The sequence below is a fragment of the Sphingomonas sp. BK345 genome (assembly GCF_014193845.1).
GTDB lineage: Bacteria > Pseudomonadota > Alphaproteobacteria > Sphingomonadales > Sphingomonadaceae > Sphingomonas.
Genome location: NZ_JACHZX010000003.1, coordinates 582,462 through 604,092, shown reverse-complemented (window position 1 = coordinate 604,092; position 21,631 = coordinate 582,462). Strand labels below are relative to the sequence as shown.

13 protein-coding genes are annotated in these 21,631 nt (G+C 69.9%); 5 read left to right on the top strand and 8 right to left on the bottom strand.

The window, feature by feature from the left end:
- Positions 1-74: 74 nt before the first annotated feature.
- The gene (locus tag FHY03_RS12120) at positions 75-278 is read right to left on the bottom strand and encodes a hypothetical protein (protein WP_183931029.1); all 204 of its coding nucleotides are present in this window, start codon (positions 276-278) and stop codon (positions 75-77) included.
- A 323-nt stretch (positions 279-601) separates the two neighbouring features.
- Between FHY03_RS12120 and FHY03_RS12115 the strand changes: the two genes are divergently transcribed.
- A complete protein-coding gene (locus tag FHY03_RS12115) occupies positions 602-3,694 on the top strand; it encodes a TonB-dependent receptor plug domain-containing protein (protein WP_260158890.1) in 3,093 nt (1,030 codons plus the stop codon).
- Between the two features lie 49 nt (positions 3,695-3,743).
- Here FHY03_RS12115 and FHY03_RS12110 read toward each other — a convergent pair whose 3' ends face one another.
- Entirely contained in the window at positions 3,744-6,674 is a 2,931-nt protein-coding gene (locus tag FHY03_RS12110; RefSeq protein WP_183931027.1) for a TonB-dependent receptor, read from the bottom strand.
- Between the two features lie 438 nt (positions 6,675-7,112).
- Between FHY03_RS12110 and FHY03_RS12105 the strand changes: the two genes are divergently transcribed.
- The 3 genes from FHY03_RS12105 (at position 7,113) to FHY03_RS12095 (ending at position 12,935) form a co-directional block, all read left to right on the top strand.
- The gene (locus FHY03_RS12105; RefSeq protein WP_183931025.1) at positions 7,113-10,040 is read left to right on the top strand and encodes a TonB-dependent receptor domain-containing protein; all 2,928 of its coding nucleotides are present in this window, start codon (positions 7,113-7,115) and stop codon (positions 10,038-10,040) included.
- A 122-nt stretch (positions 10,041-10,162) separates the two neighbouring features.
- The gene (locus FHY03_RS12100) at positions 10,163-11,497 is read left to right on the top strand and encodes a methyl-accepting chemotaxis protein (protein ID WP_311721637.1); all 1,335 of its coding nucleotides are present in this window, start codon (positions 10,163-10,165) and stop codon (positions 11,495-11,497) included.
- A gap of 97 nt (positions 11,498-11,594) precedes the next feature.
- Positions 11,595-12,935, top strand: coding sequence for a methyl-accepting chemotaxis protein (locus FHY03_RS12095; RefSeq protein WP_183923920.1), 1,341 nt, complete (start codon positions 11,595-11,597; stop codon positions 12,933-12,935).
- A 7-nt stretch (positions 12,936-12,942) separates the two neighbouring features.
- Here the strand turns inward: FHY03_RS12095 and FHY03_RS12090 are convergent, their stop codons facing one another.
- The 3 genes from FHY03_RS12090 to FHY03_RS12080 form a co-directional block, all read right to left on the bottom strand.
- The gene (locus FHY03_RS12090) at positions 12,943-13,131 is read right to left on the bottom strand and encodes a hypothetical protein (RefSeq protein WP_183931021.1); all 189 of its coding nucleotides are present in this window, start codon (positions 13,129-13,131) and stop codon (positions 12,943-12,945) included.
- Positions 13,132-13,194: 63 nt separating this feature from the next.
- Positions 13,195-13,638: a cupin domain-containing protein gene (locus FHY03_RS12085; RefSeq protein WP_183923924.1), complete on the bottom strand. Its 444-nt coding sequence runs from the start codon at positions 13,636-13,638 to the stop codon at positions 13,195-13,197.
- Positions 13,639-13,743: 105 nt separating this feature from the next.
- A complete protein-coding gene (locus FHY03_RS12080; protein WP_183931019.1) occupies positions 13,744-14,856 on the bottom strand; it encodes an NADH:flavin oxidoreductase in 1,113 nt (370 codons plus the stop codon).
- Between the two features lie 101 nt (positions 14,857-14,957).
- Between FHY03_RS12080 and FHY03_RS12075 the strand changes: the two genes are divergently transcribed.
- Entirely contained in the window at positions 14,958-15,341 is a 384-nt protein-coding gene (locus tag FHY03_RS12075; protein WP_183923928.1) for a helix-turn-helix domain-containing protein, read from the top strand.
- Between the two features lie 188 nt (positions 15,342-15,529).
- Here FHY03_RS12075 and FHY03_RS12070 read toward each other — a convergent pair whose 3' ends face one another.
- The 3 genes from FHY03_RS12070 to FHY03_RS12060 all read right to left on the bottom strand — a co-directional run bounded on the left by FHY03_RS12070 (position 15,530) and on the right by FHY03_RS12060 (position 21,496).
- Positions 15,530-17,152 (bottom strand): alkaline phosphatase, encoded by a 1,623-nt coding sequence (locus FHY03_RS12070; RefSeq protein ID WP_183931017.1) that lies wholly within the window; start codon positions 17,150-17,152, stop codon positions 15,530-15,532.
- A 207-nt stretch (positions 17,153-17,359) separates the two neighbouring features.
- The gene (locus tag FHY03_RS12065) at positions 17,360-20,491 is read right to left on the bottom strand and encodes a TonB-dependent receptor domain-containing protein (protein ID WP_311721467.1); all 3,132 of its coding nucleotides are present in this window, start codon (positions 20,489-20,491) and stop codon (positions 17,360-17,362) included.
- A 198-nt stretch (positions 20,492-20,689) separates the two neighbouring features.
- Positions 20,690-21,496 carry a DUF815 domain-containing protein gene (locus FHY03_RS12060; protein ID WP_183931015.1) on the bottom strand — a complete coding sequence of 269 codons (807 nt, stop codon included), beginning with the start codon at positions 21,494-21,496 and terminating at the stop codon, positions 20,690-20,692.
- Positions 21,497-21,631 lie beyond the last annotated feature (135 nt).

Below are 21,631 nucleotides of genomic sequence, written 5' to 3'. Positions count from 1 at the left end.
GGGCAGGACGGCGGCATCGCGCGGCGCGCGAGATACCAGCTTCTCTCACGCCGGGATGGGTCAGCGGGCGCCGCTCAGCCGCGCCGATCCTGCCGTCCGGCGGCGAAGCCGCGCAGCCACTCCGTGCGTTCATACCGCACCAGCGATGTGGGATACGGGCAGTCCCCGAGCGCCCCGCGCACGTCGGCGCCGCGTGCCCAACCTTCATTATGCGCCGTCGGCTCCGACACTTCACGCGATGACGCGATCGCCCGATCGGGCGATCGCATGACGATCATCCACTTTCCCCCATTGACAGCGTGCGCGACCGAACGGCCGGACGCCGCCGCGCATAGACCGGCCGCCCACGAGCCCCTTCGCCTGATCGAAAGACCGCCACATGATGCGCCCCGGCTACACTCCCGATCTAATTGTCAAATTGGTATTGTTTCGGCCCTGCCATCATGACAGCATGGTACCTACCAACACGGGAGGGAGCGGGTCCGCCGCGCGGTAATGGCCATTAGCCAGCCGTGCGCGTGCGGGTGCGGGAAGGTCGCGCGACAGCGATCGCCGCGCGCGCATGTCTCACCCGCGCTCGTTGGCGAACGAAGGGGAAGACATGATGATGTTCAGGGGAATGCTCGCCGCGTCCTGTTGCGCGGCGGCGCTGATGGCGCTGCCCGCCGCAGCGCAGGTCACCACCGATAGCGCGACCGACACCGATCAGGGCACCGCCAAACCGATCGGCGATCCGGTCGCCTCGGCCAAGCTCGCGGCCGACGTGCAGCGCGCCGGTGAGGCGGACGGTAGCGCGAGCAGCGGCGACGTGGTCGTCACCGGCACGCGCATCGTCCGCCCCAACAATCGCTCGGCCGCGCCGATCGTCACCACCACCGCCGCCGACATCGCCGCGCAGGGTGCGACCACGATCGAGGAGGTGGTCAACCGCCTGCCGCAGGTGCAGGTCAACAGCGAGCAGAACTTCAGCGATTCCGAGGGGCGCCAGCGCATCAAGCTGCGCAGCCTGGGCTATGAGCGCACGCTGATGCTGATCGACGGGCTGCGCATCGGCCTGCCCAACACCGTCGACGTCGGCATCATCCCCAACGCGCTGGTCGAGCGGATCGACGTGCTGACCGGCGGCGCCTCGTCGGTGTACGGGTCGGACGCGGTCTCGGGCGTCGTCAACTTCGTGCTGAAGAAGAACTTCACCGGCGTCCGCATCGACGGCAACTACAGCTTCTTCAACCACAACAACCGCAGCAGCGCGGTGACGGAGGCGGCCGAGCGCGCCGGCTTCAACGCAGTAAACGGGCTGAGCAACGACGGCGGCCGCGCCGACGTCAGCCTCGCCGCCGGCGCCGACCTGTTCGACGGGCGCGTGAACATCACCAGCTTCATCAACTATCGCCAGTCGAGCCTGGTCAAGCTGGTGGATCGCTCGAACAGCGTCTGCGAGGTGACCCAGCCGAGCAACACCGCGCCGCTGTCGTGCACGCGCGCCAGCTACACCCCGGCCGGCACGATCATCCCCCAGTCGGGCGCCTTCGCGGGGCAGCAGTTCGTCAACAACCCCAACGGGAATGGCACCTTCATCCCGATCAACAGCGGGCCGGCGGGCAGCTCGGCGAACCCGTATGACGACTGGGCGTTCCAGCGCCCGTTCAACCGCGTCAACGTCGGCGGCTTCCTCACCGCACAATTGGCCGATGACATCGAACTCTACAGCAACGTGCTGTTTTATCGCGACAAGTCGTACAATACCCAGCTCAACCGCACGTACAGCTACTCCGTCTACGGCGACACGCCGTTCCAGGTGAACTGCGACAACCCCTTCCTGTCCGGGTCGCAGGCGCAGGTGCTGTGCGGCACCAACGCGGGCGTGGCGGGCGCGTTCGCGCCGCTCGACGTGCGCTACCGCTTCGACGGTCTGCCGCTAACCCAGCAGAAATTCACCAACGAGGGCTATCGCATCGTCGCCGGCCTGCGCGGCAAGGGCTTCAACGACGTCTGGTCCTATGACATCGCTGGCATGGTGTCGCGCGCGCGGCTCGACACGATCGACGTGCCGTTCGCGCGCTTCGACCAGATCAACCGCTCGCTCGACGTGGTCAACGTCGGCGGCACGCCGACCTGCCGCTCGGTCGTCAACGGCACCGACCCGAGCTGCGTCCCGTTCAACGCCTTCGTGCCGTTCAACCGCGACCAGGCGACCAACAACTACCTGTACGGCGGCGCCACCGGCGGGATCAGCACGCGGATCCCGCGGCTGCTCCAGTTCCTCGGCACGGTGAGCGGCGACCTCGGCAAATACGGCATCACCTCGCCCTTCGCGCAGCAGGGCGTCGCGCTCGCGCTGGGCGCCGAATATCGCGAGGAGATGGAGCGGACGATCGTCAACGAGATCTTCGTCCAGAACAACGGCGGGCAGAACCAGCGCGTCACGCAGAACATCTTCGAGGCCAACGCCGAGATCCAGGCGCCGCTGGTAGAGGACCAGTCGTGGACCCGGCTGCTCCAGCTCAACGGCGGCTATCGCGTCTCCAAGTACAACCGGCTCGCCGGCAAGTTCGACACCTGGAAGATCGAGGGCCTGTGGTCGCCGGTGGCGGACATCACCTTCCGCGCCTCGTACAACAAGTCGCAGGCGGCGCCCGGCGTCGGCGCCGCGGCGGGGGCGACCAACATCACGTGGAACCAGGGCTTCTACTCCGATCCCTGCGCGCCGCGCATCGACCCGGGCAACCCCAACGGCCCGCGGCTCGCGCCGCTCGGCACGCCGGCGCAGTGCGCCAACACCGGGCTGCCAGCCAACCTCTACGGCAGCACGACCCTGATCTGCCCCAACGACGCCTGCACCGTGCGCGAGGGCGGCTTCAACCTGACGCCGGAGAGCGCCTTCACCAAGACGTTCGGCGTGGTGCTGCGCCCGCGCTTCCTGCCGGGGCTGACCGTCTCGATCGACCGCTGGCTGATCGACCTCAAGGATCAGTTGGTGTTCCTCCAGCCGCAGGACATCATCAACGAGTGCCTCAATACCGGGCTGGAGTATTTCTGCCGCGGCATCGTGCGCAACGCCGCGGGCACGCTGTCGAGCTCGCCCGCGACCAGCCCGGCGAGCGGCTGGGTCGCGCGTGGCTCGTCGAACGGCTATACCGAGCAGTCGTACGGCTGGGACTTCCAGGGCCAGTACAATCTCGGCCTTGGCAATTACGGCAAGCTCGACATGAGCTTCAACGGCACGCTGATGACGCGCAACGGTGGCCAGGCCTCGCCCGCGGCGATCAAGCGCAACTGCACCGGCTATTTCGGCGCCGGCTGCGGCGAGAGCATGCCGCGCTGGCAGCACCAGCTGCGCACCACCTGGACCGCGCCGGACAACAGCACCAGCGTCTCGGTCAACTGGCGCCACCGCGCTGCCATGCCGCTGACCTTCTACGCGCCCGAGGACACCGGCATCCCGCAGCAGGACGAGAGCGCGCGGCGGGACCAGTTCCCCGGCATCGGCGCGTACGATTGGATCGACCTGGCGCTGACGTTCGACATCAGCAAGCAGATGACCTTCCGCGTCGCCGCCAACAACCTGTTCGACCGCGATCCCCCGATCGTGCCCGACAGCCGCTCGACCATCGGGCTGCTGCGCGGCAACACGATCATGGGCTATGACCTGCTCGGCCGGCAGATCGTCGCGGGCGTGTCGCTGCGGCTGTGACCTAAACTGAGCGGCCGTGCGCTCCCCACCGGGAGGCACGGCCGCTCCCTCACCCGTCGCCGCGTTCGCCGAGGCGGACGCCAAGCGTCAGCCGCACCGAGCGCGGCGGCTGATATTCGAGCGGCAGGCCGTAATGCGGGTCGAGCGTGCCGGCGCGATTCTCGCCATATTCGTTATAATCGGTGCGCGCCGCCAGCCCGAGCAGGTTGAACACGTCGATCGAGACGAAGCTGCCCGGCAGCCGCGGCAGGTCGAGCTGCGCGTTGACGTCGAGCTGCCGCCGCCAGTCGCTCGCGAAGGCGGTGCCGCGCGGCACCAGATAGGTCTCGCGGCCGCTCGCCGGGTCGCGGAAGACCTGTCGCGCGGAGAAGCGCGGCTGCGCGCAATAATAGCTCCCGTTGTCGTAGGCCGCGGCGAAATTGGCGGCGTCGTAATAGGTGCCGAGGCAGGAGAAATGCCGCGGTGACTCGATCAGCACGTTGGCACCGACCCGCCAGTGCGCGCCGATGCCGTAGCTGCCGAGCAGTTTGACCGTGTGCGCGCGCTCGTTGGGCAGGATGCCATCGGCCCCGTCGAGCAGCCCGGGCTGGTCGAAATCCTGCGTCTCGCCGGCGTTGCGCTGGCCGTTGTCCGATTTGACCGAGCCCTCGTAATTACCGCGCAGCCGCGTGTAGGTGTAGCTCGCCTGGAGCGACCAGCGATCGGCGTAGCCGCGCTGCACCTCGAGCTGGACGCTGTCATAGTCGCGCCGCGCCTTGGGCAGCGCGAGCGCCGCCGCGCTGAGCCGCGCCACGCCGCACTGGCGCGGATCGACGTCGCAGCGCCCGTTGAGCCGCACCGTCACGTCGCTGCCCGGGTTGGCGAGCACATATTGGTGGAAGCCGGTGAACACGTCCTCGCAGCCGGCGATGCCGTTGTCGCGGCAGTAAGCGATCGCCGCCGCGTCCACCGCCATGTCGTCGAGCGCGCGGCCGAGCCGGCGGTTGATATAGGCCGCGCGGAACCGCCACGCGCCGAGCCGCTGCTCGACGCCCAGGTTCCACTCGTCGGTATAGTTCGGCTGGAGCGTGCTCGAGATCAGCCCGTCGGTCGGCACCTTGACGCCGCTGCGGAAGACGCCGGAGCAGAGCTCGCCCGCGTTGGGCGCGACGGCGGGGCACGGGTGACCGCGGGTCGCCGCACCGAGCCCGAGCATGTTGCCGCGCGCGTCGAAGCGCAGGCCGAGCGGCACGCCGGCGGAATCGACCACGCGCGGGTCGACTCCCGCGGGATACGCGAAATCCTGCTGGTAGTTCAGGCCGGCACCGCCGAGATGCACGTCGATGTCGGTCGAGACCGGCAGGAAATAGCGGTTCCATGAGCCGAACAGGCTGGTGCGATGGTCGCCGAACACGTCCAGCGCGGCGCCGAGCCGCGGCCCCCATTGGTCGCCCGAGCGGAAGAAGGTGGCGCCGTCGATCGCGTCGTTGCTGAAGCGGTCGTCGCGCAGCCCGGGCTGGAGCGTCAGCCGGTCGCCGAGCAGCGACCAGCTGTCCTGCACGTAGAAGGACTCGTTGCGCGCGTGCCAGACGCCCGCGTTCCGCGAGAAGCTGCGACGGATATACTCTGGCATGAGTGTGAAGTAATGACCGCCGTTAAACGAGGTGTCGCTGACGGAGGTGAGCGACTCTCGCTCGACTCCGGCACGTACATGGTGCGCGCCCGCCAGTCTTAGATGCGCGTCCGCGTCGGCGCGGTAGAAGCGGCGTGTGTCGCCGCCGGCAGAACGATAATAATCGTAGCCTCGCACGATCTTGGTGTCGCCGCTGAGTGTGCTCGTCACAACCGCCAGTTCCGGATCGGCTTCATGCTCACCGGCGTCGTGGTTCTCGCCGTACGATCCCGACAGCGACAGCCAGGGCGCGAACTGGCCATGGTAGGTGACGACGAAATTGTTGCCGCCATGGGTCTCGTCCACCCCGCCGATCGCCGCGCCGACCCGGTCGCTCGCGGCGTCGAAGTCGCGATAGCGGTAATGGTCGGTGTAGCGGTTGCGGAAGAACGTCGCTTCCAGTCGCTGGCCGTCGCTGATCACCGCGTCGACCTTGGCGCCGAAGAACGGCGAGCGGTCGCTCTTCCGCTCCTGCCGCGCGTCGAGCAGATTGACCTTGGTCTCGCTGCGGCTGTTGGGGTTGTAGAGCGCGTAGAGGAACAGGTGATCGCGGATGATTGGGCCGCTGACATAATAATTGGCTTCCGCCTCGCTCCGCGCGTGCTCGCGGTAGCGCCAGGCGTAGCTGTCGGGCGAGGTCGCGCGCAGCCGATCGGGCGCGTAGCTCACCAGCGCGCCGGCCTTGAAGCGGTTCGAGCCCGATTTAGTGACCGCGGTAACCGCGCCACCCAGCACGCGGCCGAACTCCGCCGGCAGGCCGTAGGTCTGCACCGCGAACGACTGGTAGAATTCGATCGGCGGCGTGTTGCCGCCGAGGAAGGTGCGGAAGTTGGTGACGTTCAGCCCGTTCACGTAATAGGCGTTCTCGGCCACGGTGGCGCCCGACAGGGAGGCGAGGCTGCCGAAGGTCGTGTCGCCCGCGTTGGTGCCGGGCGCGAGCAGCGTCAGCGCCGTCTGGTCGCGCGCGATCGGCGAACGGTCGAGCAGCCCGCCGACGTCGCCGATCGCCACGCCGCCGGTTCCCGGCCCGAGATCGTTGACGCGCCGCGCGCGCCCGGTGACGACCACGTCCGCCACGGCGCGCTCCTCCGCCTCCGGCGCGCCGACCGTGAACGTATAGGCGTTCACCGCCCCCGCGCCGATCGTCACCGTGTCGGTCAGCGTGGCCGCGCCGGGCAGCTCGATCGTCACCTCGTAGCGGCCGATCGGCAATGCGGCGACGCGGAACGAGCCGTCGCGCGACACCGCCGCGACGCGCGTGAACCCCTGTGCCTCGGACCGCAGCGTGACCGCGCCGCCCTCCGCGCGCGTGCCGTCGGCGCGCTGCACCGTGCCCGACAGCGCTCCGGTGGTATAGTCTTGCGCCTGGGCCGGCCCGCCTACTACAAGCGCGGGTATGGACGCGGATAGATATGCTATCGATCTTGCCGCGGCTGCTGGCAGCAGCGCTCGTCCGGCGCGACGGGTCGCCCGCATCTTTACTTCCCCTTGTCTATCGTTGACGCTCCCTCTGGCTCACCCGAACGAGCCAGCGGGGAGGGAAGACTAAGGATAAATCGGTGGCTAGCACGAGATAGACGGTAGCCCATCTTGGCGAGAGGACATGACAGTCCTACTGTCACGATCGTGTCTTATTTATCACAAGTGATCGACATTATCTGTCGCTGCACTGATCCAATCGCAAATAACCTTGCCGCCGCCCCCTATTGCTTTGCAGCATCGTGTCCGACAGGCGCCGCGCAAGGCGCCGCAGCACAGGGAAGACCCATGAAGCGATCGCTCGCCCGACGTCACCGCCTGCTCACGCCCAGCCTGCTCACGTCGAGCCTGTTCGCGCTAACCGCCGCCGCGGCGCTGCCCGGCGTCGCGCACGCCCAGGCCGCGCCCGAGCAGGACGCCGCCCAGATCGCGGCGCAGACCGGCGAGGACGTCGTCGTCACCGGCTCGCGCATCCGCCGCGACCCGCTCGACAATCCCTCCCCCGTCGTCACCGTCGACGAGGCCGCCATCGCCAAGACCGGCCTGTCCTCGATCGCCGACGTGCTCCAGCGCATCCCGGCGTCGTCGGGCGGGCTGAACTCGAAGTTCAACAACTCGGGCAATTCGGGCAACCCGCCCGACGGCGGCGGCGTCGGCGCCGGCTCGGCCGCGATCGACCTGCGCTATCTCGGCGCCAAGCGCACGCTCGTGCTGGTCGACGGCCTGCGCTACGTCAACGGCGCCAGCGCCAGCGGCATCCCCGGCACGGTCGACCTCAACTCGATTCCCGACGTGATGATCCAGCGCGTCGAGGTGCTCCAGTCGGCCGCCTCGGCGCTGTACGGCTCGGACGCGATCGGCGGCGTGGTCAACATCATCACCCGCTCCAACCAGAAGGGCTTCCGCGCGCAGGCGCAATACGGCCAGTATCTCGGCGAGGGTGATGGCGAGACGCAGAACTACCAGCTGAGCTGGGGCGGCGGCAGCGAGCGGGTCCACCTCGACGTCGGCGGCTTCTACACCAAGCAGGACCCGGTGCGCGCCGCCGACCGCGACATCTCGCAATTCCCCAACCCGGGCCAGACCAGCTGCACCGACGCGATCGGCGGCTGCTCCGGCGCCGCGCTCAACGGCCGCATCGTGTTCAGCCCCGGCAACCCCTCGCTGCCGGCGGGCGGCACGATCACCGTCCGCAACCCGCCGCTCAACGGCCGCGGCGTCTACGACCCCACGCTGCAGGGCGGCGACTTCCGCTCCTTCACCAGCGCGGACCGCTTCAACTTCGCACCGTACAATTACTTCCTGACGCCGAACGAGCGCTACGGCGGCTTCGTCAACGCGCGCGCCGAGTTCAGCGACCTGTTCAACCTGCGCCTCAAGGCCAGCTGGGCGCATCGCCAGTCGCAGAACCAGGCGGCGTTCCTGCCGCTCAACCTCGGGCCGGACGCGGGCAACGGCAACCTGCTCGACACGATCTCGATCGACGCCACCAACCCGTACAATCCGTTCGGGATCACGCTCAACTCGGGCGCCAACGGCCAGCCCGCGACCTACTCGCTGATCGGGCGCCGCCTGATCGAGGCGGGGCAGCGCACCTACAACCAGACGGTCGACACCTTCAGCGTCACCGGCACGATCGACGGCAAGTTCCAGCTGTTCGGCAAAAACTGGTACTATGACGCCAACGCGGTGCTGGGCAGCAACGACGCGCACCAGCTCTTCACCGGCAACCTCAACGCGGCGCGGCTGGCGCAGGCGCTCGGCCCGGTGAGCCAGTGCACCGACGGCTGCGTGCCGTTCAACATCTTCGGTGGCCAGGGCTCGGTCACGCCCGAGATGCTCGCCTTCGTCGGCTTCGACGAGCGCTCGCGCAGCCAGCAGCAGCTGCGTGACTATACGTTCAACGTGTCGGGCGAGCTGTTCGACCTGCCGGGCGGGCCGATCGGCATCGCCGCTGGCTACGAGCATCGCTACCAGCAGGGCAGCTTCACCCCCGATCCGGTCATCCAGGCCGGGCTGGGCGCCGACATCCCCGCGCAGGCCGCGCGCGGCCGCTTCAACGTCGACGAGGTGTACGGCGAGATCCGGCTGCCGCTGATCCGCGACGTGCCGCTCCTCCAGCTGGTCGAGCTCAACGGCGCGGTGCGCCACTCCAACTTCTCGACCTACGGCGGCAACACCACCTACTCGGGCGGCGCGCTGTGGAAGCCGGTCAGCGACCTGCTGCTGCGCGCGCAATATGCCGAGAGCTATCGCGCCGCCTCGATCGGCGAGCTGTTCGGCGCGCAGTCGCGCTTCGACCAGACGCTGGACGATCCCTGCACCAGCGCCGCGGGCGGCCTGTTCCAGAGCAACCCGACGGTGCGCGCCAACTGCATCGCCAACGGCGTTCCCGCCGACGGCAGCTACACCGAGCCGCAGGGCGGCCAGATCAGCGTGCAGACCGGCGGCAACGCCGCGCTGCGCCCGGAGACGGCGCGCACCTGGGTGTTCGGCGGCGTGTACAGCCCGGCCTGGGCGCGACAAGGCTTCGCCAGCGCGCTCAGCCTCGAGGTCAATTACTACGACATCAAGGTCGACGGCGCGATCGCGTCGATCCCGGCGGCGGTGCTGCTCAACCGCTGCGTCCAGACCGGGGACGCGCTGTCGTGCGGCGCGGTCGGCCGCACGCCGAACGGCTTCATCTCGGCGATCAACGGCGTGCTGCTCAACACCGGCGGCATCCGCACCCGCGGCATCGATGCCACCTTCAACCTGCGCACGCAGCCGACCGGCGCCGGCACGTTCGGCCTGTCGGTGAGCGGCAACTACCTGCTCAAGTACGAGGAGATCGTTCCCGCCACCGAGGGCACGACCAGCACCGACTATACCGGCACCGAGCGCGGCAGCCCCGACCAGGCCTATCCCCACTTCAAGGGGCAGGCGACGCTCGACTGGGACATCGGCCCGGTCGCGGCGGCCTTCACCGGCCGCTACATCGACGACGTGATCGAGACCTCGGGCGGCAACAAGCTCAAGAGCCGCTTCTACGGCGATGTCCAGCTGTCGTTCCGCCCGTCCTGGCTGAACGAGAAGATCGGGCTGACGCTCGGCGTCAACAATGTCTTCGACACCGATCCGCCCGCCTGCTTCTCGTGCAGCCTCAACAATTACGACCCGACCACCTACGACGTGCCCGGCCGCTTCGGCTACGCGCGGCTGAGCTACGGCTTCTGACCCGCGATGGGGCGGCGGCGCGCACCGCCGCCGCCCCGGCGCCCCGCGCGCCGCGCCTGATCCGCTATAATGAACGGGTCGGACGCGGCTACGGCCGCCAACATGAGGGCGGCGGATTGACGGTGTGGCGCAAGGGACGCTGGTGGCAGCGTCGGACCAGTCCCGCCGAGCTGTTCGTTCACCTCGTCTCCGACGCCATCTACGCCGCGCGGAACGATCGCTTCCTCTTCTGCAACCCGGGCGCGCTACGACTCTTCGGCTATACGCATGACGAGTTCATCGGCAGCAGCCCCGCGATGCTCTCGCCGCCGATGCAGCCGTGCGGCACGCCCTCGGCCGAGCTGATCGCGCCGCGCGCGCGGGAGGCGATCCGCACCGGCGTGGCGCGGTTCGAGTGGCAGTGCCAGCGCAAGGACGGCAGTCAGTTCCCGGGGCTGGTCACCTTGCTCGCCGATGAGTTGGACGGCGAGCCGATGGTGGTGGGCACTACGGTCGACCTCACCGACGTCGCGCAGATGATCGGCGGCGTCACCGCGGGCCTGCGCCGTCTCGCCGCGGGCGATCTCACCCAGCCGATCCGCACCGCCTTCGCGCCGCGGTACGAGACGATCCGGGGATCGTTCAACGCCGTGGTCGACGACCTGCGCCGGCTCGTCGGCGCGGTGGCGACGGGGGCGCGGGAGATGCGCGGCGGCACCGCCGAGATCAGCGCTGCCGCGGAGGGCGTGTCCGACCGGATCGAGCGTCAGGCCGCCGCGCTGGAGCAGAGCGCGGCGGCGCTCGATCAGCTCACCGCCAGCCTCACCGCCACCGCCGGCGAGACCGACGCGGCGAGCGAACTCGCCGCCGCCGCCCGCGCCGACGCCGGCTCCACCGCGACGCTGGCGCAGCGCGCGATCGCGGCGATGCGCGAGATCGATCAGTCCAGCCACGCGATCGCCGAGATCATCGGCGTGATCGACGGCATCGCCTTTCAGACCAACCTGCTCGCGCTCAACGCCGGCGTGGAGGCGGCGCGCGCCGGCGACGCGGGTCGCGGCTTCGCGGTGGTGGCGCAGGAGGTGCGCGCGCTGGCGCAGCGCTCGGCCGAGGCGGCGCGCGAGGTCAAGCAGCGGATCGGCGCCGCCGCGGGCCAGGTCGACGCCGGCGTCGGCCTGGTGGACGAGACGGAAGCGGCGCTGCGCCGCATCCTCGCGCAGATCGACGGGATCGACGAGCGCATCGCGCGCGTGGCGCGTGCCACGCGGCAGGAGGCGGACGGCATCGGCCAGCTCAACGTCGCGGTCGCCGAGATGAGTGGCGCGACGCAGCAGCATGCCGCGATGATCGAGCAGACCAACGCCGCCGCGCACGACCTCGCCGAGCGCGCGGCGCAGCTCGAACGCGACGCGGCGCGGTTCCGGCTCGATGCCGCGACGCCCCCGCGCGCGGTCGCGATCCCGGCACGGCTCGACTGACGCGCCGGTCGCCACGGGTCAGCCGCGGCGCGACGTTCGATCGCTCGGCGGCGGGTCAGCTATAGAGAGGCCGTTGTGGTCAGAAGGGAGCGACGGGGTGCGGACGATCATCAGGCGCCACCGCGCGCCGAGCGTCGGAGACGTTTATTACGCCAACTCGCCCGACGCGATCTATGTCATCCAGAACGGCATCTATGTGGACTGCAATCCCGCCGCGCTCGCCTTGTTCGGCTATGCGCGTGAGGAATTCGTCGGCGCGAAGGCGGGCATCACCTCGCCCGAGCGACAGGATTGCGGCACGCCCACCGAGACGCTGATCCGGCGCCGCGTCGAGGAGTCGCAGCGCGGCGGCGTGCTGCGATTTCGCTGGCGCTGCACGCGACGCGGCGGCGCGGACTTCCCGGCGATGATGATGCTGTTCGCCACGCAGTGGCGCGGACGCCCGGCGACGATCGTGACGTGCAGCGATCTCAGCGACGTCGCGTCGATGGTGACGGCGCTCAGCGACGGTCTCGGGCGGCTCGCCCAGGGCGATCTCAGCCGCCCGCTAGAGGACCGGCTGATCGATCAATATGAGCCGGTGCGCGCCGCCTACAATCGCCTGCTCGGCGACCTGCGCCAGATGGTGGGGGCCGTGAGCGAGACCGCGCGCGCCATCGACGGCGACACGCGCGAGATCCGCGACGCTGCCGACGCGCTTAGCGGTCGCACCGAGCGCCAGGCGGCCGCGCTGGAACAGAGCGCGGCGGCGCTCGATCAGCTGACCCGCAGCGTCGCTACCAGCGCCGACGACAGCGCACGCGCCGATCAGCTCGCCGCGGAGGCCAGTGCCGCCGCCGCGGCGAGCGGTGCGGTGGCGCAGCAGGCCATCGCGGCGATGACGGGGATCGAGCGATCGGGCAGCGAGATCGGCGAGATCATCGCGCTGATCGACGGCATAGCCTTCCAGACCAACCTGCTCGCACTCAACGCGGGCGTGGAGGCGGCACGTGCGGGTGACGCCGGGCGCGGCTTCGCCGTGGTCGCGCAGGAGGTGCGCGCGCTGGCGCAGCGCTCGGCCACCGCGGCGAGTGAGGTGAAGGCGCAGATCGCCACCGCTACCGACGAGATCGGCGCCGGGGTCCGTCTCGTCGGCGAGACCGCCGCGGCGCTGCGTCAGATCCTCGCGCGGGTCGAGGACGTGCGCGGCCTAGTCGGCGAGGTGGCCGTGAGTGCGCGCGAGCAGGCCCGCGGCATCGCGCAGGTCAACAGCGCCATCGCCGAGATGAGCCGCATGACGCAGGAGAATGCGGCGATGGCCGAACAGACCAACGCGGCCACGCACGGGCTGGCCGAGCGCGCCGCGACGCTGGGCGGGCAGGTCGGCCGTTTCCGCCTCGCTGCGGCCGAGTCGCCCGGTCGGGTCGTGACGCTGCGGTCGCGCAGCGCGCGCGGGTGAGCGCGGCTCAGCTCCGGAACAGGGTGAGGAGCGCGTCGATCAGCGTGGCGCCGCCGATCGGGGCAAGCAGCAGCAGCAGCATGTTGGCCAGCACCAGCCGGCCGAGCCAGCGCTCCTGCCGCGCCGACAGTCGCGGCCGCACGGGGTGCGGCTCCCAGCGCGGCGGCGGGGGCTGGTCGCGAAAGTCCATGAACATGCGCGTGTCTCCGACTCACCGGAGCATAACGCATCGCGCGGCGCTCCGCACCGCTCGCTCACCTCAAGGGACGTGCGGGCTCTCGGGCTTGACCGGCGGCAACGGCTCGACCAACGCCGCGGCCGGATCGTCGATCAGGTAGAAAACGCTGATCGCCGCAGGTTCGCTGGCCGACGCGTTATCAAAATGCGCGATGGCGGCTCCGGCCGGCTCATAGAAGGCATCTCCGGTGTCGAGCACGCGCGCTGGCGTGCCCTCGACCTGGAAGAGGAAGCGCCCGCGCGTGACAACGCCGAATACCGGGACGGGATGGCGGTGCCGTCCGCCGGGCTGCGACGGCGCGAACTCGATGCGCTGGCCGCGCACCCCATGGAGAGCGGTGCCTGTGGGGAGAGGCTGATCGAGCAGCGGCGTGCGTGTGACTTTGGCGGGAGCAGCGATCCCGGCCGGCGCGAGGAAGCAGGAGCCGAGCAGGGCAAGCATGAGTCGCATGGCGGAGCCCTTCAACGGCGGGGCATCTATCATGCCCTTCCCGGTTGGGCGCGACCATCCGTCGGCTGACCGTCTTTGGGGAGCGGCGGGCGGCACCGATTAGCCCCGCCCGCCCTCACCTCACACCAGTTCGCGCAGCGCGCTCGCGTTGAAGTCCTTCAGCCCGTCGCTGTCACCGGCGCGCACCTTGGCGACCCACTGCGGGTCGCTGATCAGTGCGCGGCCGACCGCGATCAGGTCGAACTCGTCGCGCTCCATCCGCTCGATCAGCCGCTCCAGCCCCTCGGGGCGCGACGCCTCGCCGCCGAACGCCGCGATGAACTCGCCCGACAGGCCGACCGAGCCGACGCTGATCGTCGTCGCGCCGGTCAGCTTCTTCGCCCAGCCAGCGAAGTTGAGCCCCTGCTCGCCGTCCAGCTCGGGGAACTCGGGCTCCCAGAAGCGGCGCTGCGAGCAGTGCAGCACGTCGACCCCGGCATCGACCAGCGGCTGGAGCCAGTCCGCCATCTCGTCGGGCGTGTGCGCGAGCCGGGCGCCGAAATCCTGCTGCTTCCACTGGCTGACGCGCAGGATGATCGGATAGTCCTCGCCCACCGCGGCGCGGATCGCCGCCACCACCTCGCCCGCCAGCCGCGCGCGCTCGCGGATCGTCGCGCCGCCGTAGCGGTCCTCGCGCCTGTTGGTGCCCGACCAGAAGAACTGGTCGATCAGATAGCCGTGCGCGCCGTGGATCTCGACCGTGTCGAAGCCGAGCCGCTTCGCGTCGGCCGCGGCGCGCGCGAAGGCGGCGACGGTGTCGGCGATGTCCTCCTCGCTCATCGCCGCGCCGCGGGGCTTGTCCGGCGCGAGCAGCCCCGAGGGGCTCTCCACCGCCACCTCGGGCTCCCAGCCGCTCTGCCCCTTGGTCGAGCCGGTGTGCCACAGCTGCGGCCCCATCTTGCCGCCGGCGGCGTGGACGGCGTCGATCACCTGCTGCCAGCCCGCCAGCGCCGCCTCGCCGTGGAAGAAGGGGATGGCGGGTTCGTTGCGCGCGGCGGGGCGGTCGATCACCGTGCCCTCGGACAGGATCAGCCCCACCCCGCCCTCGGCGCGGCGCTGGTAATAGGCCGCGTTGGCGGCGCCGGGCACGCCCTCGGGCGCGAAGGTACGAGTCATCGGCGCCATGACGATGCGGTTCGCCAGCTCGAGCGACTTGAGGCGGAACGGGCGGAAGAGGATGTCGGCCGAGGCCATGCGGGCAAGCTCCGTTGCGATAGACGCTCCTTAGGTATATCTAGGATACCAGGTGTCAATGAGGCGCCGTCACGACGCTAGGGATCATCGAGGAAACCTTCATGCATCTGCCCGCGGACAAGGCCGAGTGCCGGCGGCGCTTCTCCAGCGACTGCCCGAGCCGTGACCTGTTCGACCAGATCGCCGACAAGTGGACCATGATGGTGCTGACGGTGCTGGACGACGGGCCGCTGCGCTTCAACGCGATCCGGCGCGGGCTGGAGGGGGTGACGCAGAAGGCGCTGACGCAATGCCTGCGCCGGCTGGAGCGCAACGGGCTGGTCGAGCGATGCGTCCTGGCGACCTCCCCGGTCGCGGTGGAATATGCGATCACGCCGCTGGGGCGCTCGCTCCAGCCGCCGTTCCGCGCGCTGTACCGCTGGACGCGCGAGGCGATGCCCGAGGTGGAGGCGGCGCGGGTGGCATTCGACGCGCGCGCGGGGTGACGGAGGGAGATCCTTCCGCTGAAAGGGGAGATGGCGCGCGCAGCGCGACGGAGGGGTGTCGACGCTGGTGAGTGTCGACGAACGTCCCAGCCGGGTCACCCCTCCGTCAGCGCTGACGCGCTGCCACCTCCCCTTGCAGAGGAGGATCAAAGGCGAAACGACCCAATCTCATCTTTTGAAGCGCCATCCTATGCCATCACCCGCCGCCCGCGCTGCACCGTCGCGCGGTGGCCGACGCTCGCGCGCGGCGTGCGCTGGCGGATCGTGTCGACGAACAGCCAGTCGTTGCGCACCTGCTCGGGGGTGATCGTCAGCGCCATATAGCCGCGCCGCGACGTGTCGCACCATTTCAGCTCGGGATTGCCCTCCACCATCATCCGCGCGACCCGCTTCGGGTCCGTGGCGAAGGCGCTCTCGAACCCCGGCGACGTCACCGCCTGGCCGGCGAACTCGACCCCCGCGGCGCCGTCCTGCGCCAGGTCGAACGCCCAGGCATTGTGGCTGTCGCCGCTGAGCACGACGAGATCGGCCTCGGCCGCCTGCGCCGAGTGCAGGAAGCGCGCGCGCGCCGCGGGATAGCCGCCCCAGGAGTCGAGGTTGGAGGCCACGCCCGCGCGCGTCGCCGCGATGGCGCCGCGGACGTAATCGTCGACATGCCCGGTGGCACCGCCGAGCAGCGCCTCGGCCGCGACCGGCAGCTGCTGCTTGCCCATGATCGTGCCGAAGCCGACCACCTGCCAGCGCTGCCCCTGCTTGACCGAGCGGCGCAGGTCGTGCGCCAGCCACACCTCCTGCTGCGAGCCCATCATCGTCACCGCGGGATCCTGCCACGCACCGTCGCGGAACGCCCCGAGTGCGGCGGCGGGATCGGGCGACCGCAGCAGCGTCGCGATCTCGTTCTGGCGCGAGCGCGCGAACAGCCGCGTCTCGGTGCGCCACAGCGTCGCGAGCGTGCCGACGTCATAGGCCTTCCACGGCTCCTCGCTGACCGGCATCCACTCGCGATAGGCCTGGACCGAGGCGGCGCGACGCTGGTTCCAGTCCCCCTCGCTGGCGGGATCGTGGTTATCGGCGCCGCCCTCCCAGCTGTCGTTGGCGCTCTCGTGATCGTCCCACTGCACCACCCAGGGAACGCGCGCGTGCAGCGCCTGCAGGTCGGGGTCGGCGCGATAGCTGGCGTAGCGCAGGCGATAGTCGGCGAGGTGGATCGTCTCGGCGAGCGGCTGGGGCACGCGGCCGGCTACCTGCGCCGCCTTGGGCGGGTAATTGCCCGGCGAATATTCGTAGAAATAGTCGCCGAGGTGAATCACCAGGTCGAGGTCGTCGCGCGCGGCGGCGTGGCCGTAGGCGTTGAACCAGCCGAAGCCGAGGTTGGAGCAGGAGAAGATCGCCGCGGTGAAGGCGCGCGCGCCGTCGTTGGGTAAAGTGCGCGTGCGGCCGACCGGCGAGCGCGTGCCGTCGGCGGCGACGAAGCGGTAGTGATAGTCGGTGCCCGGCATCAGCCCGTCGAGCGTCACCTTGGCGGTCCAGTCGCGCCACGCGCCGGTGACGAACGCGCCCGACGCGATCACGCGCGCGAAGTCGGGCGTGTCGCTGATCTCCGCGACCAGCCGCGCCGAGTCGCCGCCGGCGGGGACGTAGCGGGTCCACAGCAGCATCGAGTCGCTCGCCGGCTCGCCGCTCGCCACCGAATGGGTGAAGCCACGCGCGGCGAGCACGCTCTGCGCCGCGGCGAAGCCGGGCAGCGCGAGCGCGCATAGACCGAGCGTGCCGGTGGCGAGCAACGAGCGGCGGGAGAGCGTGAGCGTCATCGTGGCGATTCCCCGGGAAGCGAGTGCCCGCGCTCTCGCCCCGATCGGTGACGCCGTTGTGACAGAGGGCCATCGCGCGCCCTCACCCGTTCCCCTGGTCGTGCTCCTGCGCATGCAGGAGCCCAGGGCCAGGAGCACTGCCCTGTGTTACCCTAGACTCCTGTGTGCGCAGGAGCACGATCAGCGCGGATGGATGGCCCCGCTAGATCACAGCCCCACCTTGAAGCCGGCGCGGAACATGCGCCCGAAGATCCCGGTGCCGCCCTGCACGGGATTGTAGAGGTTGGCGCCGTAGGTCACCGGGTCGATCGGCGGCAGGTCGTCGAGCAGGTTGATCACGTTGACGTAGAAGGTCGCGCGATCGTTGATCTTGACGCTGCCGGTGAGGTCGACGGTGATGTAGCTCTTGACGTCGCACGGCACATAGCCGGGATTGAGCGAGCAGTCGCCCCGCGTGCCGCCCTGGTCCTCCGCCGAGAGATTGTAGCCGTCGAAGTACTGCGCCGTCGCGCTCAGCGTGTAGTCCTTGTAGTTGAGCGTGTTCTGCCACGTGCCGCGCCACCGCGGCGTGCCCGAGCCGGCGGTCAGATTGTAGTTGCCGATCGTGCCCTGGTAGGTCTGCTTCGACCCGTCGGCGAACTCGGTGGACAGCTCGAGGATCAGGCTCGCCTGCGCCGCCGAGGTGAAGCTGACGTCGTCGGCGACGTCCAGCGTCCCGGTCGCGCCGAAGTCGATGCCCTGCGAGCGGATCGTGTTCTCGTTGACGTAGCTCGCCTCGACGAAGGCGAGCCGCGGGCGCGCGTTGGGGAAGCGCGGGTCGACCACGTCGGGCACCAGGCCGAAGCCGGCGGGCGCGTCCTGCCCGGCGTTATAGGCGTCGATCGCGGCCTGATTGTCCGCCGCGGCGATCGCGTCGGTCTTCTTGATGTTGAAATAGTCGACCGTCAGCGTCAGCTGGCGGATCGGCTCGAAGATCACGCCCGCGGTGAAGCTGCGCGACTTCTCGGGCTTGAGGTCGGGCGTGGCGCGCGTCGTCTGCCCGTAGGACGAGTTGCTGATATAGGCCGGGCAAGAGGTGAAAGTCGCCTGCGAGCAGCCATATTGCGCCAGGAACGCGTCCGAATAGGTGCTCGGCGAGGCGTTGACGAAGCCGCTGGTCGGCAGCGAGTTGGCCTCGCCGAAGCTCGGGATGCGGAAGCCGCGCGAGTAGGTGCCGCGGATCGCCAGCTGGCGGAACGGCGTGAACTTGGCCCCGACCTTGGGCGAGAAGGCGCTCTGCCCGCTCGAATATTTGTCGTAGCGGCCGGACACGTTGACGAGGAATTGGTCGACGATCGGCGCGTTCAGCTCGCCGAACGCCGAATAGACCGAGCGGCTGCCGTCGATGCCGAAGGCGTTGAGCACGAAATAGCGGTCGGTTGGGCCGTTATAGTCGGGGTTGGCGCTGGGCGAGTTGATCGACTCGTAGCGATAGGCGATGCCGAGGCCGAGCTGGAGCGGACCGCCGGGCAGCGTCGCGAGCGAGCGGCCGAGCGTCGCCTGCACCTGCGCCAGGTCGGACTGCGCGTCGTTGACGTTGTCGGGCGAGAGGAAGTCCTGCTGCGCCTGCGTGTTGGCGAACGGATCGACGAAATTGTAGGTGCCGCGCGCGATTGCGGTGAGCAGGTTGTCGATGCGGACGTAGCCGCGCTGCAGCCGGCGCAGGTCGGTGTGCATCGCGGTGGCGTCGACGGCATAGTCCCAGGTGTCGGCGACCTGCCCCTTGATGCCCAGCGCGGCGCGGTACACGCGGCTGCGCGTCTCGTCATAGGTGCGGATGCTCGGGATCCGACCGACGATCCGCGCCACCTGCGGGTTCGCCGCGGTGGCGAAGGGATTATTGGGATTTAGCGTGCCGTTGCTGGCGTTGCACCCGGTATCGATGCCGTTGGCCGCGCCGACCCCGTTGTCGCAGACATAGGCTGGCAGCGTCAGCGCGAACGAGCCCGGCGCGAAGGCGCCGCCGGTGCCGCTGGTGGTGAAGCGCGGGAAGTCGATCCCCGCGTTGGCGTTGCCGCGGATCGTCGCGTTCCCGCCGCTATACCCCACCCGGCTCTGCTGGAAGTTGAACATGGCATAGGCCTCGGCATTGTCGCCGACCCGCGCGGTGAAGCGCGCCGACCCGCCGAAGCGCTCGATCTGCGGCGAGATCACGCCGTAATTGTTGACCAGATCGTCCTGGCACACCGAGGTCGGCGCGGCGGCGTTGACGAGATTGCCGTCCGTGTCGGTGCGCGCCAGATCGGCGGCGTTGAGCGTATAGCTCGGCCCGGTGCGACAGCCGAGCGCCGGGTTGAGCTGCTGATAGCGCCCCTGCGCGTCGGTGTTGGTCGGGTCGAACGGCCGCACGTAGAGCGTGCCACCGGTGTTGAAGACGCCCTCGGAGAAGGTGTAGCCGCCGTCCCCGTCGAGCCCGTTGACCACCTGGTTGGGGCCGCACGCGCCGTCGTTGCAGATGCGGCGGCGATCGTCGGTGTTGTAGGGGTACGGCCGGTCGCGGTTATACAGCGCGCTCTGGCGGAAATAGAAGCCGCTGACGTACGCGTTATAGCCGTTGTCGTCGATGTCGCCGGTGCCCGCGATCAGGCTGAGCCGCTGGTTGGAGGCGTCGCCGCGCTCGCTGATCCCGGCCTCGGCGCGGCCGCCGATGCCCTTGTACTGGCGCTTGGTGATGATGTTGACCACGCCCGCGATCGCGTCCGCGCCGTAGCTCGACGAGGCGCCGTCGCGCAGCACCTCGATGCGGTCGACGATGTCGTCGGGGATGGTGTTGAGGTCGACGAAGTTGCGCGTGCCGTCGTCGGACAGCGGGTAATAGGCCGCGCGCACGCCGTCGAACAGCACCAGCGTCGAGTTGGTCGACAGGCCGCGCAGCGACACCGCCGACGCGCCCCCGGCGAAGGCGCCGTTGGCGCTGAACGAGTTGGTCAGCGCCGGGCCGTTGTTCGAGGTGAGCTGCTGGATCCCCTCCTGCACCGTGGTGACGCCGCGCTGGTCGAGCGCCTCGGCGCTCACCGTGGTGACGGGCGAGGGGCTGGCGCGATCGGTAGTGCGCAGGATCGATCCGGTGACGACGATGTCACCGCCCGCGGGCGCCTCGGGTCCGGCGGCAGGTTCGACCGGGCTCTGCTCGACGGGTGCGGGCGGCTGCTCGCTCTGCGGCACCGTCGGCGTGGTCGGCGAAGCCGCCTGGGCATGGGCCGGCGCGGCGGCGAGGACGGTCAGGCTGGCGAGCGCGAGCGCGGAGCAAGCGACGCCGTGGCGCAGCGACGCGCGCGAGAACAGACGATGATCGGACACGATGGACTCCCTGGTGCACCGGCGCCGAGGGGGGGCGGCGCGGGCGTCATGCTTCCCATGTCGCGCGGAGTCGGACGCTCCGCTGCGGCGATGGTTAAGAAGACCCCCTCGCCACCCAATTGTAAACTCGTGTCACAACTCAATCTGGCGCGGCCATGCCACGGTTCGTCACTGGTACTTACCTAATTCATCTCGCGATCACAACGAGATGCCGCTGCGCCCCGCGAGCTCGACGACATATTGCCACGCCACCCGGCCCGAGCGGCTGCCGCGCTGGGTGGCCCAGCGCACCGCCTCGGCGGGGTCGAAGGTCAGGCCGTGGCGCTCGGCATAAGCGCGCACAATTGCGAGATAATGGTCCTGGTCGACGGCGTGGAAGCCGAGGCTGAGCCCGAAGCGGTCGGCCAATGCGAGCTGGTCGTCGTCGGCGTCGCGCGGGTTGATCGCGCGCTCGGCGGCGGCGTGCTCGCGTACCACGAGATGGCGGCGGTTGGCGGTGACGATCAGCCGCGCGTTGGCGGGTCGCGCCTCGGCGCCACCCTCCAGCAGCGAGCGCAGCGCGCGCGCCTCGGCGGCGTCATCGACGCCGAGATCGTCCACGAACAGCGCGTAGGCGCGCGGCTGCCGCGCCAGCACCTCGAACAGTGCGGGCAGCGTGGCGAGCTGCTCCGCCGCCACCTCCACCAGCGCGAGCGCGCCGCCGTGCGCCTGCACCGCGCCGACGCTCGCCTTGACCAGCGCCGACTTGCCGGTGCCGCGCGCGCCCCACAGCAGCACGTCCTGCGCGGCATGGCCCGCGGCGAGCCGCCCGAGATTGGCCACCAGCGCGTCACGCTGCTGGTCGACGCGCTGGAGCAGCGCCAGGTCGAGCGGCGCGAAGGCGCGCGCCGCGACCAGCACGCCGCCGCGCCATACATAGGCCGGGTGCGCCAGCGGGTCGGCGGCGGGCGGCGGCGGCGGCGCGAGCCGCTCCAGCGCGGCGGCGATGCGGTCGAGCGGGTCCATCGACGGGGGCTAGCCGCGCGTCGCACGCGGCTCAAGGGCCTCGCCGCTCCGTTCGATCCGGGTCAGGCGCCAACTCGCGCTGCCGCTCCACCTGCGTCCTCCTCCTATAAGCCCTTGGACAAGCGAGGAGACGTG